15 protein-coding genes are annotated in these 15,364 nt (G+C 32.5%); all 15 read right to left on the bottom strand.

The features are described from left to right. Positions 1-56 precede the first annotated feature (56 nt). The 15 genes from dut to atpB all read right to left on the bottom strand — a co-directional run bounded on the left by dut (position 57) and on the right by atpB (position 15,236). A complete protein-coding gene (gene dut / locus LPB88_RS06890; protein ID WP_230713915.1) occupies positions 57-491 on the bottom strand; it encodes a dUTP diphosphatase in 435 nt (144 codons plus the stop codon). 28 nt (positions 492-519) lie between these two features. Then, positions 520-1,980, bottom strand: a complete 1,461-nt coding sequence (locus LPB88_RS06885; RefSeq protein WP_230713912.1) for a lipopolysaccharide biosynthesis protein — start codon at positions 1,978-1,980, stop codon at positions 520-522. Between the two features lie 97 nt (positions 1,981-2,077). Beyond that, complete coding sequence (locus LPB88_RS06880; RefSeq protein WP_230713911.1) at positions 2,078-2,524, bottom strand: GNAT family N-acetyltransferase; 447 nt, start codon at positions 2,522-2,524, stop codon at positions 2,078-2,080. A gap of 385 nt (positions 2,525-2,909) precedes the next feature. Beyond that, positions 2,910-4,442, bottom strand: a complete 1,533-nt coding sequence (locus LPB88_RS06875) for an AAA family ATPase (protein WP_230713909.1) — start codon at positions 4,440-4,442, stop codon at positions 2,910-2,912. Between the two features lie 8 nt (positions 4,443-4,450). Then, positions 4,451-5,281: an ATP-binding cassette domain-containing protein gene (locus LPB88_RS06870; RefSeq protein WP_230713907.1), complete on the bottom strand. Its 831-nt coding sequence runs from the start codon at positions 5,279-5,281 to the stop codon at positions 4,451-4,453. Between the two features lie 2 nt (positions 5,282-5,283). After that, on the bottom strand, positions 5,284-6,054 hold the full coding sequence (locus tag LPB88_RS06865) for an ABC transporter permease (protein WP_230713905.1): 771 nt from the start codon (positions 6,052-6,054) through the stop codon (positions 5,284-5,286). Between the two features lie 45 nt (positions 6,055-6,099). After that, positions 6,100-7,914: an OmpA family protein gene (locus tag LPB88_RS06860; protein ID WP_230713904.1), complete on the bottom strand. Its 1,815-nt coding sequence runs from the start codon at positions 7,912-7,914 to the stop codon at positions 6,100-6,102. 28 nt (positions 7,915-7,942) lie between these two features. After that, positions 7,943-9,064: a hypothetical protein gene (locus LPB88_RS06855; protein WP_230713902.1), complete on the bottom strand. Its 1,122-nt coding sequence runs from the start codon at positions 9,062-9,064 to the stop codon at positions 7,943-7,945. Beyond that, complete coding sequence (locus LPB88_RS06850) at positions 9,064-9,741, bottom strand: hypothetical protein (protein WP_230713900.1); 678 nt, start codon at positions 9,739-9,741, stop codon at positions 9,064-9,066. Before LPB88_RS06850 ends, LPB88_RS06855 begins: the two co-directional genes overlap by 1 nt. Before the next feature lie 396 nt (positions 9,742-10,137). After that, positions 10,138-10,998 carry an ATP synthase F1 subunit gamma gene (atpG, locus tag LPB88_RS06845; RefSeq protein WP_230713897.1) on the bottom strand — a complete coding sequence of 287 codons (861 nt, stop codon included), beginning with the start codon at positions 10,996-10,998 and terminating at the stop codon, positions 10,138-10,140. Between the two features lie 91 nt (positions 10,999-11,089). After that, on the bottom strand, positions 11,090-12,667 hold the full coding sequence (gene atpA / locus LPB88_RS06840) for a F0F1 ATP synthase subunit alpha (RefSeq protein ID WP_089354121.1): 1,578 nt from the start codon (positions 12,665-12,667) through the stop codon (positions 11,090-11,092). Between the two features lie 39 nt (positions 12,668-12,706). Beyond that, complete coding sequence (gene atpH / locus LPB88_RS06835) at positions 12,707-13,237, bottom strand: ATP synthase F1 subunit delta (protein ID WP_089354122.1); 531 nt, start codon at positions 13,235-13,237, stop codon at positions 12,707-12,709. A 4-nt stretch (positions 13,238-13,241) separates the two neighbouring features. Further along, complete coding sequence (locus LPB88_RS06830; protein ID WP_089354123.1) at positions 13,242-13,733, bottom strand: F0F1 ATP synthase subunit B; 492 nt, start codon at positions 13,731-13,733, stop codon at positions 13,242-13,244. 83 nt (positions 13,734-13,816) lie between these two features. Further along, positions 13,817-14,020: an ATP synthase F0 subunit C gene (gene atpE, locus LPB88_RS06825; RefSeq protein WP_039113322.1), complete on the bottom strand. Its 204-nt coding sequence runs from the start codon at positions 14,018-14,020 to the stop codon at positions 13,817-13,819. Positions 14,021-14,060: 40 nt separating this feature from the next. After that, entirely contained in the window at positions 14,061-15,236 is a 1,176-nt protein-coding gene (atpB, locus tag LPB88_RS06820; protein ID WP_230713894.1) for a F0F1 ATP synthase subunit A, read from the bottom strand. Positions 15,237-15,364: the final 128 nt, after the last annotated feature.

The raw sequence follows: 15,364 nt of genomic DNA, 5'->3' as shown, positions 1-15,364 counted from the left end.
CGCAAAGCCCGCTAAGTTTATATGCTTATTTAAAGATCACAAAGTGTGACTCGAAACTATTTTACTCCGGTACTTCCAAATCCGCCTTCGCCTCTTGATGTTTCAGAAAGTTCTTCAACTTCTATCCACTCAGCTCTTTCGTGTTTGGCAATAATTAATTGTGCAATTCTTTCACCGTTTTCGATTACAAATTCTTCATTTGATAAATTTACTAAAATTACACCTATTTCTCCTCTATAATCTGCATCAACGGTACCAGGAGAATTTAAAACGGTTACGCCTCTTTTTGCTGCTAATCCGCTTCTTGGTCTAACTTGTGCTTCGTAACCAATTGGCAACTCAATAAAAAGCCCCGTTTTTACAATCGCTCTTTCTAATGGTTTTAACGTAATAACTTCACTTAAATTGGCACGCAAATCCATTCCCGCCGAAGCAATTGTTTCGTAGTTTGGTAAAGCGTGTTGTGATTTATTGATAATTTGTATTTTCATTTTTATTCTAAAAGCTTAAAAAGTATCCTTACTTTTTATTCATAATTCCCTTAATTGTGTCTTTTTCGTTATGATAAACAAAGTAGATGAATCCTAAAAATAACGGGATTCCAATAAAATAATTTTCTCTAAATCCATAAAAAGAAATAGCCGAAAACACTATTGAAATTCCTAAATAAGCTCCAATTTTATTCATATCATAAGGTATCGGATAATATTTGTTTCCCAAAATATAAGAAATCAACATCATGCTTCCGTAAGCAGAAATGGTTGCAATTGCAGAACCATAGTAACTGTATTTTGGAATTAAATAATAGTTTAAAACCAAAGTCACAATAGCGCCCACAATCGAAATATAAGCCCCTATTTGTGTTTTGTCTGTCAGTTTATACCAAACTGATAAATTGTTGTAAATTCCTAAAAAGAAGTTTGCCAGAATAATTAACGGAACAACTTTCATGGCTTCCCAATAGGATTTATTGTCAAGCAAAAGATATTTCAGAACATCTGCAAAAACAATAACTCCTAATAAAATTAAGGATCCCAGAATAACAAAGTATTTTGTGATTACGGCATAAGTCTGCGGTGCATTCTCATTTTTTGCATGACTAAAAAAGAAAGGTTCGATTCCTAATCTAAAAGCTGTTGCAAATAGAACCATGAATAATCCTAATTTATAACAAGCTGAATAAGCACCAACTTCTGATTTTGCAAGGTTTTCCGGTAATAAATATCCTAAAAGAATTTTATCGAAATGTTCGTTAACGGCAAATGCCAATCCGGCAACCAAAATTGGTAAACCATATTTCATCATTTTCTTCCAAAGTACCGGATCAAATTTTCTTCCCAGTGAAAGATAATTCGGCGAAAGCACAATAAAAGTGGCTAAACTTGCCATAAGATTTGCAATGAAAATATAAGCAATCTGGAAATTCTCGACATATAAGTTATCCCAAACCGAATTAGGATTTGAAGCCGCCAACTTAGGCAAATACATCAAGAAGAATATATTTAGCAATAAATTGATTATTACATTTCCAATTTTAATTGCCGCATACATTATTGGTCTTTGATTTGCCCTAAGTTTAGAAAATGGTATTAAAACCAAAGCATCCAGAACTAAAATCCAAATAGTATAGGTAACATATTGCACGTCAACTTCTGCAAGATTTGCCAGTGTATTTCTAAAAATTAAGGCTACAAATAAGAAAATTATAGACGACCAAAATATGGATATCGTAGAAGTTGCAATTACATTTTTCTTATCTTCTTCGTTACTATAAAATCTAAAAAAGGCGGTTTCCATTCCGTAAGAAAGTACCACATTAAAGAAAACCATCCAGGATAAAACAATCGAAACTTCTCCGTATTCTGCAGTTGGTAAAATACCTGTATATAATCTGACCAATAGAAAACTTAGCATTCGCGGCAGAACCGTTGCTAATCCATATATAGCAGTTTGTTTGAATAGATTTTTATATAATCCCAAAATATAAGTGTGTAATAAAATTTATAAAACAAAAATAACCAATTCTTTGGTTTAATGTTGATTTTATAGGTTCAATAAAAAAACTTGCCCCTAAAATTTACCGAGTCATTTTGTTTTCGTCTACTATTTTAACAAAATGAAAACCTCTTGGACCGTATCCTTGGTTATAATAAAAACGATGTGCAGCAAAATTTCCGGTAAAAGCATCCAGAACTATACTACTGCAATCTGAATCTATCGCTTTTTGTTCAATATAATCTGTCAGTAATTTTCCAATTCCTTTAGATCTAACCTCAGGATTTACAACAAAATTATCTATTTCAAGATATTTTCCTGTCCAAAGTTTTGTTGAAGACCAACAGCCGGTAATACCCAAACAAGCTCCATTTTCAAAAACACCAATTTGAATATAATTATGCGGAATCATATCTGAAAGGTATGTTTTATATTTTTCGACAGATAAATTTGGATAAAGAAATCTCATGGTTTCAATTTGAGCCAACATTTCTTCGACCGTAGTAAGTTCTTGAATTTGCAGTTTCATTGTAATAAAAAAATAAGATTTCAAAAATACTCATTTTTTTCATTGCGCTGTTATATTAATAGGAACATCTTCAGGTGAGAAATTTATAATAAACAGTAAAAATTATATAAATTTCCCGAAGTCCTTCTGTAGTAACTTTGTATCAAAGGGAATGAGAAAAGCTAAAATGCAACCCTCAAAAAAGCAAAGCATTGGGATTAATAAAGCTAGTTTGTTCCCATAAAAGACAAAGCGCAGAGTTAAATCTGTATCTATAATTTTATAAAATGGTCCGGATTCTCTGTTTTTGGATAAATTGAGAATCTCCATTTTATAAGTTTACTTCAAAAATAACAACCCTATATATAAAAAAAGGGCCGACAATTAGTTGTCGGCTCTTTTGCTTTTAAAGCTCTTTATCTTTCACTTCAAAGTTCACATTTTCTTCTGTTTCTTTTGGTTCGGGAATATCTTCTTCTGTAAGTGTTTTTAATACTTTATTAGAGATTTTTTTTATTTTCACAATTCTGTTTGCCTGATTCTGAACACATTTTTCAAATAAATTTCGAACCACTCTGGCATTTCCAAAACTTTCATTTTTACTTTCGTAAAGCAAATCAAACGTGTCTGTCAGTTTTTCTTTGGCATCGACCGAAATAACAAAATCAGATTTCATACAAAACGATTCGAAAATCTGAAACAATTCAGCCGGAGAAAAATGATCAAAATGAAAATATCTATTAAAACGAGAACGCAATCCGGGATTCGATTCTATAAAAATTTTCATAGGTTCTGTATATCCTGCAACTACAACCGCCAAATCTTCCCGATGATCTTCCATCCTTTTCAAAAGCGTATTTACAGCTTCGGCACCATAATCGTTACCAAACGCATTTTGAGTTAGTGCATAAGCTTCATCAACAAATAAAACACCGCCAAGACTTGATTCTACTGCATTATTTACTTTTGTTGCCGTTTGTCCAACATAACCTGCAACGAGACCTTCTCTATCTGTTTCATACATTTGACCTTTGGATAAAAATCCCAGATGTTTGAAAATTCGACTCAGAAGTCTTGCTACAGATGTTTTTCCAGTCCCGGGAGGTCCCAGAAAAACGGTATGCAAAGTAATTTCGACATTTTTTAATCCTTGCTTCGAACGCTTTTTTTGTATTTCTAATAAATTAATCAGTTCCGAAACATCTTTTTTTACATCTGCTAAACCAACAAGATCGTTCAATTCTTTAAGAACTTTTTCAAGCGTATCTTCTTCCGGCAGATTGTCTATTTCTTTTTTATCAGTTTTTGATTTGCTTTCCTTTAAACCCAAATAGTTGCAAAAAACGGTATTGTTTTCAAATTTTTTATCAAAAGCGAAATAAATAAAATTTTGATATTTAACTAGAATTTCTTCTAATTTACTATGTTTTTTTTCCGACAATACTTCAGGAAGCAAATACTGATTTTGATTGGCATTTGAAATTATTATTCTATTCTCTTTTTTTATTTTTATCAGATGATTTTTAAAGTTCTCCGTAAAAACCAACTGATTCAGTTCGTTGATAGAATTAGCATCTGCAAAATGATTGTTGCGTAAAGCATCATAATAATAAGCCAGAACAAACTCTTGTTTTTCATTTTTCGCCTCAGCTTCTCTTTCATAAAGATCAATAATATCCGAAAGAAAAAAATGTTCTGCTTTAAATAATAATCCTTTAGAAAAAACAGGATTTACTACTTCATTTATCTTCTGAATAAAATCTGTGTCTTGATTTAATACACTGCAAATTTCAAGAATCTGTTTTGTTTCTTTTTGCAGATCAATAATAAATGAAGCCGTAAAAACGGCTTCATTGGTAGAAATGTTTGTTTCTAAATATTTCTTTAGAGACAAAAATGATTCTTCTATAATCGATATCGGATTGTTCTTCTTTGACATATTCTAATTTAAGAAATCATCATTTGATGAATAATTTCTTTTGATAATTTTAAGTGATCATCACAATAATCTTTCCAGGCTAATTCCATATCTCTTAGGTCATATTTGGCTACAATTGTTCCGTAATTTTCTTTCTTTCCATTTATTGTTGGATGTCCAATTACATAAATAGTCTGAGCCAATTCTATCGCCAGTTCAATATCATGAGTAGAAAAAATTACGGTATTAAAATCTGAAGAATTACTTAACAATTCAAAAGACTTTTTTACCTCTGCAATGTTTCCAACATCTAATCCTGAAAAAGGCTCATCTAATACAATAAATTGATCTGACGAAAACAATTGTTCTATAATCGCGGTTCTTTGTCTTTGTCCTCCGGAAAGTTCGTTAGGATATTTGTCTGCACAATTCTCTAATCCCCATTCTTTTAGATACTCCTTTATTTTTTGGTCTTTTTCAGTATTTGAAAGTGTTGTTTTCCTCAACGAAAATTTCAACGCTTGTGTAACTGTTTTATGTCTGAACAAGGTATATTTTTGATCTACAAAACCAATGTCTCCTTCACATACAGATTTAGCTGCATTAGGTTCTTTGTTTTCAAAATCTCTAATTAATATCTTTCCCGAATTTGTTGGAATCAGTCCAGTCAGTGCTTTAAAAAAAGTTGATTTTCCTCTTCCTGATCTTCCAACAAAAGCAATGACTTGTCCCGTACAATCAACTCCATCTCGAACTACGTCTTTTTCTATAAGACTTATATCTTTTATAATAACGGTGTCATCATAAGCAACGCTAAGATTTTCAACATACAAAAGCGTCTCTTTATATTCGTGTTTCATGATTATATTTTTGAATATCTAAATAATGCTTTTCTTAAGAAATTTATTCCTGCATCTAAGCCAAGACCTATTAATAAAATGATGATTTGAAGTGCTATAATTCGTCCTGTATTCATGAACTTATCAGAGTTTTTTATTAAAAACCCTAAACCTCCAGAAGCTACTACGATCGATTCTACTGTTACGAGCATCATCCAGGTTATAGCAAGATTTTGTCTGATTACATCAATTACATAATCTACTCTTCCTAAAATAATAACTTGCCAAAGGACTTCCCATCGGGTACATTTTAGCATTTTGGCATGATCAAATTCTTCTTGTGGAATGTCTTTGATTACAGCAATTAAAGATGTCGTTAAAAAGGTTGTCAAAAAAATCACCAAAATCCAGACTTGCATTGTTCTTGCTTCATGAATTACCATTGTAATGTAAAACGAAAGACCTGTAAAAGGTAAGAATCTAAATTTGGTAATGAATTCAGAAATTGATTTTAATAACGGAATTGGCCATGCATAAGCAAATAGCAGCGAAATTAATGTCGCTAGAAAAATCGAAATAAAACATAATTTCAACGAATTGAAAATGTGCACTACCAAACCCTCTCTATACAAATCTGAAAAACCTGTTAAAACCTGGGCCGGAGAAGGAAAAAGATGTTTTTCGCCAGATGTTGTGACAAACCAAATAACAATCAAAAGAACTAACCATCCTACTAAAATAAGTGTTCTGTTTAGTTTTGATATTTTTTCAAAAGGAGTTAAAAATTTTACCATATTGATTGTAAAAGGCCATCCCGAAAGATAGCCTTTTATTATTTATTATTTTAATAAAGTGATAACCACACGTCTATTTGATGCTTTGCCTGAAGCAGTATTATTATCAGCAACTGGATTGCTTTGACCTTTTCCGTCAACTAATTGAAAACGGCTTGCAGGAATACCTTTTTGTTTTAGGTAATTTACAACTGCTTCTGCTCTGCTTTTTGATAACGCTAAATTAGCATCAGCATTTCCAACATTATCAGTGTGTCCAACAATAGTTAATTTTGTGTTTTCAGCTTGTACTAAAAGATTGTAAATTTTTTCTACTTCTCTACTAGATGTATTTGAAATTTCAGCACTTCCAGTATTAAAATTAATTTTCCATTCTCCAGAAGCAACAACTTCTTTCGCTTCAGCGCTATAGTCTGCTTTATCTGCAGAAGTCGATTCGATGTCGTTAATATTTTTCAGGAAGAACAAGTTTACCGCCTGATCGTAAGGAACAACGGCTCCTACGTTTTCATTAAATCCAAATGGATTCAATTCTGTCAAATATCCAGAAACTTGATTATATACAGATTTGTATCTGTTTACACCATCTGATAAACCAAAATATTGCATTACATCAGCATAGTTAAATACTTTTGAACCACCCATATTATAAGTCAATCCAGCTTTTGTTCCTTGTTGTCCTTTAAACATTTTGTACCAATATTCAGGAGTTTCAAGTTTGTAAGTATCTGCAACTGCTTGTGAAGCTCTTACTTTCCAATCTTCATAGTTTTTCATTTGGTTTGAAGCCGTCAAAGCCGATTTCAAAATATTAGAAACAATATCAGGATTTTTTACAGCCCATTCTTTCACTCCAATAAGAGCTGTTGGCATTTGGTTGTTGAATTCTTTTGTAGAAACAATATCAACAAAACCAGTAAGTTTATCAAATACTGTTTTATCTCCAGGAGTCCAAGTCGCACAACCATCGATTTTTCTGTTAACTGATTTTCCAGTTAATTTTCCATCTACTACTTCTTTCAAAGTAACAGTCCATCCTGTTGTTTGAGATTTAATTAATTCTTCTGCCGATTTGATATAATCATCATTTTCAGATGGATAAATATTTACCGCGTCTGCATCATAAGTTGTTGGATCTGGATTTACCTTTAATCCGTTTGCAAAGCAATAGTTTACCGTAGTAACCCAGTCACCATCTCCAAGAACTGCAGATATAACAGAACCTTTCATAGATTTTGGATCTGATTTCCAGCTTGGTGGCCCAATCAATTTATCTTCACCATAACTCATACCCACAACACCCATAACTTGTAAGTGGTATTTGTCTTTTCCGTATTTTTCGTCTAATGATTTTTGAACCGAACTAATATAAAATGGCGCACCATCACCCATAATCATAACAGCAAAAACACTTTTATCTGAAGAAGGAAAAGCTTCACCCTTATCAAATTCCTCGATAAATTTCATTTGCATATTACGCAATTCTGAAAGCCAGTCCTGACGAATAATTTCAAGATTAACTCCGTTTTTTTCCATCAATGATCCTTTTGTTGTTTTTGGACCGCCATTAGAAACAATAATTCCAGATTGAGCATTCCATGCATACGCTCCAATTTTCACTAGAGGTTTGTCTGCAACTTCTGAAGATAATTCAGTTGACGGAAGTGCAATTTTTGCAGCATTGGTAACGTTATTAACGTCTGTTTGGTTCAGCTCAATTCCGTTTAATTGTTTTGAAACTGCTGTTTTAATTCCTGGAGACATATAATAAACACCTCCTAGAATTGCACCAATTCCTGCAATAACTATTAATAATTCAGAAAACGTCGTTAACTTTTCTGTTCTTAAAATTTTTCCCATTTTTATTTAAAAATTAAATTTAATTGTATTAAAAAATATCTCCAAAACCACCGCTAGATAATTTATCTTCTTTGGTCATTTTATAATTTGGACTTGTATATTTAGTCGAATCCGGTATTGTATTATCTCCCGTTTTTATTTCATCTGCCAATGAATCTAATCTTGAATAAAGCTCATCATTATCAACAGAATATTTAGAAGTTAATGCATCTATGTCGATTAGGTTTTCTGAAGTTCTGGCAATATCCAAGGCAATAGTAGATGTAACCACTTCAAGAGCATATTCTAATTCCCAGTCTTTAGTAAACATCATCGCACTTTTTGCACTTTCTGTTGCCTCTTTTGCATTTTTAGCAAATTCATATTCTTTCTGAAGCATCTTAACTGTAACATCAAAATCAGCAATTTTGATATCAATAGCTGTTCCGGCTAAAGTTAGTTTACGATCCATTTTACCTAAAACATTTGCACGAACACCATATTTCTGAATAAAACTTTTGCTTTGTTCGTATTGCGTTGAAACTCTTTGAGAATCGCTTAGCTTTCTGGCTAGTTCACTTTGCAGAGCTACATACTCATCAGTATCCTTTGCAGCAACTCCGTTTTGTTTCACCATCTCGTCCATTGCAGATTTCAATTTTTCAGACTGTCGTTGTAAGCTCAAAACATCTTCCTGAAATTCTTTTGCTTCTTTTTCTGATTTGCTGGCTTCAATTTCCATTTCATTTTTAAGACCTTTAAGCTTTGCTTTTGTATTCTTAAAAACTTCACGGTTTTTAATCATTTTTTGTTTTTGCTCTTCTAATTCATTAAAAGGATTGCTCTGAATTAATGCTTTATGAAGATTTTTTGTTGCAAAACGAAGCGCTTTCATTATAACAGGAGCCATCATTACTAAAAAAACCAAAAATACTCCCGTTGCAGATAAGGCTATTGCCTGTCCAAGCATTGTAAATAATGGCGGAATAATATAAGTCCAGACTAAATAACCTCCAACTCCTAATAATCCTAATGCCAAAGCCAAAAATAATGACTTCTCTCCTTTTTTAAGCGCACCTGATTTTAAAGCAATTTCTCCTTTAGACTCGTCAAAATGTTTAAGTATTGGCAGCGTTAAAAGAGTGCTTCTTTCTTGTTCGAATTTATCCATTATTGTAGGTATTGATTTATTCCTGTTATTACAGTATTGATTGAGGTTGATATTTTTTGTTTTGCTAAATTATTCGCTTCCATTTTCAATTGAATTTCTGAAAGCTGCTCCATATTAACAGGATCAATTTTTTGAAGTTCTATTTTTTTAGCTTCTAATTCCTTTTGAAGTTCAATAATTTTGGCTTCCAAATCAGAAATACTTTTCGATAGATTATACTTTTCTTTGGTAATGGTATTGTCTAATTCGGCTTTTTTGTTTTTACCAATAGTATCGTATTTAGTATAAACTTTTTCAATTTCGGCAATATAAAAGCTCCCTTTTTGCAAAAGAAATTCTTTAGTCAAATCAGATTTAATTGATTTTCCCATTGCAAAAGCCATCTGATAACTTTGCGGATTTGTAACTCCAACTGCCATAACAGATTTATAAAGCTCGAAAAAATCAAAACCTGGCTCATTCAATGACTCAAAACCTTTATCGTAAACTTCAAAAATTTCGTTTAGAAAAGGGTTTGTCAATGCATTTGTTGGAAATGATTCTGTAGCTTGATTCGGAAATTTATTTTCTGTGGTTGGTAAAATGGGCGTTGATTGCTGGGTTGTCGCTTTGCCCTCTGAATTATCTGTCTCGTCATTAATGAAAAGACTCTTCCAATTAAAACTTTCTTTTGTCATCGTTTGTAGGTGATCTATTTTTTAATAACTTTTTGGTTGTTAAATGTTATACGCAGAAAGTGTTAAAAAGTTACTAATTTTAAAAGTATAAATATATACTTTTTTCAAAATATAATGTAACTAATTTATTATCAGGTCTATTTACATTAATTTATGTTTGAAAAAATTCCTACTTTTTTCTGTTCCATTTTAAAAAAACAAATTAAAAATAGCCTCCAAAAATACTTAATAAAAAATCAATATTAGTATAAACAATAGTTAAAAGTAAGAATTAACTTAAGTTTCAGAATTAGAGAAAATTAAACAAAATCATCACTGTTTTTTATTCAACAATTAGCATAAAAAAAGAGCTAACAAATTAATGTTAGCTCTTTTTAAATTTTAAAAAAAATTATTTTATCCGTTCAAAGCCTCTGCTCCACCAACGATTTCAAGAATCTCGTTTGTAATAGCTGCCTGACGTGCTTTATTATAAGTCAATTTCAATTGGTTTCTCAATTCAGTTGCGTTGTCAGTTGCTTTATGCATTGCTGTCATACGTGCTCCATGTTCTGAAGCAAATGAATCACGAATACCTTTGTATAATTGAGTTTTCAATGATTTTGGAATCAAAGTCAACACAATTTCTTCTTTTGAAGGTTCGAAAATATAATCTCCACCAGAAACCGGTGCATCAGATTTAATTGGTGCTAATGGTAAAAACTGCTCTGTTTGAACAATTTGAGTCGCAGCATTTTTAAATTGATTGTAAACCAATTCAATTCTGTCGTATTCTCCAGACAAAAATTTCTCTGTTAGATTATCAGCAATTCCAGCAACATTATCAAAAGTTAAATGATCAAAAATTGCATTATGATGACCGTGAACTTTAAAAGTTTTACTTAGTACATCATTTCCTTTTTTACCAATAGGAAAAACATCAACTTGTTTTCCTGCGTAAAAAGCAGAACGGTTTTTAACTTCTTTAATAACATTTGAATTGAATGCTCCACATAAACCTCTGTTTGAAGTTATAGCAACAAGCAATACTTTTTTTACTTCACGTTGTGTTGTATAATCACCTCCAACTTCACCATCAAGTGTAGCAGAAAGATTTTGCAACAACTCCGTTAATTTCTCGGCATAAGGGCGCATCGCAGTGATTGCATCTTGTGCTTTCTTAAGCTTTGCTGCAGAAACCATTTTCATAGCCGATGTAATTTGCATCGTCGATGAAACGGAAGTAATTCTATTACGGATTTCCTTTAAATTTGCCATTTGTCGATTAAAAAATGTGACAATTTGAAAATTAGATAATTAGAAAGTCTCCTGAGATATTTTCTAATTATCTAATTAACGAATTATCTAATTAGATATATTTTGCTGAAATTTCTTTTGCTGCTTTTTCGATAACATCTGTAATGTTGTCATCTAACTTACCAGCTTTCAACGCGTTAAGCGTATCTTTATGTTTGCTGTTTAAGTAAGCTAAGAAATCAGCTTCAAATTCTTTTACTTTATTTACAGGAACACTTTTCAATAAGTTTTTAGAACCTGCATAAATAATAGCTACTTGATTTTCTACTGGATAAGGATCGTTCAAACCTTGTTTCAAGATCTCAACGTTTCTTTTTCCTTTTTCAATTACGTTTAAAGTAACTGAATCTAAGTCAGAACCAAATTTAGCAAAAGCTTCTAATTCACGGAATTGAGCTTGGTCTAATTTTAAAGTTCCAGAAACTTTTTTCATAGATTTAATCTGAGCATTACCTCCAACACGAGATACAGAAATACCTACGTTGATCGCAGGACGAACTCCAGAGTTGAACAAATCTCCATCAAGGAAAATCTGACCATCTGTAATCGAAATTACGTTTGTTGGGATGTATGCAGAAACGTCACCAGCCTGAGTTTCGATAATTGGTAAAGCAGTCAATGAACCACCACCTTTTACGATAGACTTAATAGAATCTGGTAAATCGTTCATGTTTTTAGCAATTCCATTATCTGCAATTACTTTACATGCACGCTCTAATAAACGAGAGTGTAAGTAGAAAACGTCTCCAGGATATGCCTCACGTCCCGGTGGTCTTCTTAATAAAAGAGAAACCTCACGGTAAGCAACAGCTTGTTTAGATAAATCATCATAAACAATTAAAGCCGGACGACCTGAATCTCTAAAATATTCTCCAATTGCAGCACCTGCGAAAGGAGCATAAACTTGCATTGGAGCTGGATCAGAAGCATTAGCTGCAACAATAACTGTATAAGCCATTGCACCTTTTTCTTCTAACATTTTAGCAATTCCTGCTACAGTTGAAGCTTTTTGCCCAATTGCAACATATATACAGAATACAGGTTTTCCTGCATCGTAAAATTCTTTTTGATTTAAGATTGTATCGATACAAACAGTTGATTTACCTGTTTGACGGTCACCAATAACAAGCTCACGTTGTCCACGACCAACTGGGATCATAGCATCAACAGCTTTAATACCTGTTTGTAATGGTTCAGTTACCGGTTGACGGAAAATAACTCCAGGAGCTTTTCTTTCTAGAGGCATCTCGTATAAATCTCCACCAATTGGTCCTTTTCCATCAATTGGAAAACCAAGAGTGTTAACTACACGTCCTACCATTTGCTCACCTACTTTAAGAGAAGCAATACGTTGTGTTCTTTTTGCTGTTGATCCTTCTTTGATTCCTGTTGATGGTCCTAAAAGTACCACACCAACATTATCTTCTTCAAGGTTCAATACAATAGCTTCAAGTCCGTTGTCAAATTCAACTAACTCACCATATTGTACATTAGATAGCCCGTAAATACGAGCAATACCGTCTCCAACTTGAAGTACCGTTCCTACCTCCTCTAGCGTAGCACCAGATTCAAAACCTTCTACTTGCTTTCTTAATATTGCTGAAATTTCAGCAGGTTTGATTTCCGCCATCTTAAATTTATAATTTAGACACTTTTATGTGTAATAAAACTAATTACTTAACTCTCTTTTTAATACCTGCAATCTGTTTGCAACAGAAGCATTGTATTGTTGATCACCTATTCTTAAAATAAATCCTCCAATAATTGACGGATCTACTATATTTTCTATTGTTATTTTTTTATCTGATAAAGTTGCAATTTTAGCCAAAACTTTAGCTTCTAAAGCAGCGTCCATAGGAATTGCTGTTGTAACTTTCGCTACTTCAACACCATTACTTTGATCAAATAATTTATTGTATTCAAGAGCTATTGCCTCAAGAATTTCAAATCTTTTATTTTCGAACAATAAATGAAATAACCCTTTAGTTACACCATTTACATTTGCGAAAACTTCTAAAAGAGCACTTTCTTTAACTTCAACTTTAGTTGGGCTTTGGATAAAGGTACTCAATTCTATATTGGAACCAATTGTTGAAGCAATTGATTTCATATCGTTACTGACAGCTTCGGCAACACCTTTAGAGTTTGCTAAGTCCAGAATTGCTTGTGCATAACGAATTGCTGCTCTTGTACTTGCCATAATCTTAGTTTAACTTTACGTCACCTAACAATTTCTCCACTAATTTAGTTTGAGATTCTTTGTTAGATAATTCTTCTTTCAATAATTTTTCAGCAATGCTTAATGATAAAGTTGAAACTTGTGATTTCAATTCAGCCATAGCAGCATTTTTTTCATTTTCTATTGCCAATTTAGCTTGAGCAATCAATTTTTGACCTTGCTCTTGTGCTTCATTTTTAGAATCAGCTATCATTTGCTCTTTCATTTCACGAGCTTCTTTTAACATTGCATCACGTTCTGCACGAGCTTCTTTCAAGATACGCTCATTGTCTGCAGTTAAATTCTGCATTTCTAAACGTGCTGCTTCTGCAGATGCTAAAGCATTGTTGATAGATTCCTCACGGCTTTTTACAGCTCCTAATATCGGTTTCCAAGCAAATTTTGCCAAAAGAATGAAGAAAACAATAAAGATAATTGTTGTCCAAAAAATTAAACTTTCTGGTGAAGTTAATTGCATAACAGTATATATTTAAATTTTGTTTGTCGTTTTTTTGAAAAAACTTCCTGAAGCCAACCGCTACAGGAAGTTTAATTTTTTAATTATGCGTTTGTGATTAACGCAACAACTACTGCGAAAAGAGCAACACCTTCAATAAGTGCAGCAGCAATAATCATAGCAGTCTGAATTTTTCCAGCAGCTTCTGGTTGACGAGCGATAGCGTCCATTGCAGAACCACCAATTTTTCCAATACCAAGACCTGCACCAATTACAGCTAATCCAGCTCCGATTCCAGCTAATACCATAATAATAAATTTATATAGTTAATAATTAATAAAACTCTAATTAATGATGATCGTGCTCTTCAACAGCCTGACCAATAAATAATGCTGAAAGCAAAGTAAATACATACGCTTGCAAAGCAGCAACCAACATTTCTAATACACTCATGAACAATACGAATGCTCCGGCAACTGGTCCTACAGCAATACTTTTGAAAATGAAGATTAAAGAAACTAAACTCAAAATGATAATGTGCCCTGCAGTAATGTTTGCAAATAAACGAATCATTAATGCAAATGGTTTAGTAAGCATTCCGATAATTTCTACAGGAATCATGATTGGAGCCAACCACACAGGAACTCCTGGTGTGTTGAAAATATGTCCCCAGTAAGATTTGTTTCCACTTAAAGTTGTAACGATGAAAGTGATAAATGCCATTACAAATGTAAAGTAGATATTACCTGTTAAGTTAGAACTGAATGGGAAGAAAGGAATTAATCCAATAAGATTATTAATCCAAATGAAGAAAAAGATTGTCAAAAGGTATGGCATATATTTTCCAGCCTTTTTTGTACCAATATTTGGAACAGCAATTTCGTCTCTAACATAAGTAACCAGCGGTTCTAAGAATCCAGCTAATCCTGTTGGTGCTTTTTCGTTTTTCTTATAAGACCTTGCTACTGCAAGAAATAAGAAGAACAAAATAATTGCAGACATCAACATAGAAAAAACATTCTTAGTGATAGAAAAATCTAAAGGTCTTGCATCGAAAGCAAAAGCACCAGTGTTTTTCTGATCAGCCGTCATTGTTTCAAATTTATCTGCATAAAAAATTACTTCTTTATAACGAACTAATTTCTCACCGTTAATATCAACTATATGTTCACCTGAATTATCGTGGTGAAATTTTGCAGATGAAAAAATCTCCAATCCGTTATTCGTCCATAAGATAACTGGAAGACTAAAAGAAATTGGATGCCCATCCCAATCAGCGATATGAAAATCATGCGAATCTCCAATATGTGAATTAATCAACTCACTAGCGTTAAATTCTTCTTCGATCTTGTGACCAACATTTCCTCCATGAGCGCTTGCTTCTCCATGATTTCCTTCTACTGTCTCAACTGTTTCATGTTTCACAGAAACACTATCAACAGGAGTTGAAGCAAAATTTGTCGACGAAGTAAGTGCTAATAAGGTAACTAATAAGTACTGGACTGGTTTATTTGAAATTATCATTATTAAATCTGTATCTAATTTTAGGTTCCAAAAATTTTTTGCAAAGGTACATTTAAAATTGAAAATTGAAAATTTATGGGTGTAATTTTTAATATTTAAGTTTTTTATACGCAATCTTACTGTTAATA

Origin of the sequence: Flavobacterium sp. JAS, assembly GCF_020991455.1 — a bacterium.
Taxonomy (GTDB): Bacteria; Bacteroidota; Bacteroidia; order Flavobacteriales; family Flavobacteriaceae; genus Flavobacterium.
The sequence above is the reverse complement of the archived record's forward strand: the minus strand, read 5'-3'. Positions and strand labels throughout refer to the sequence as shown.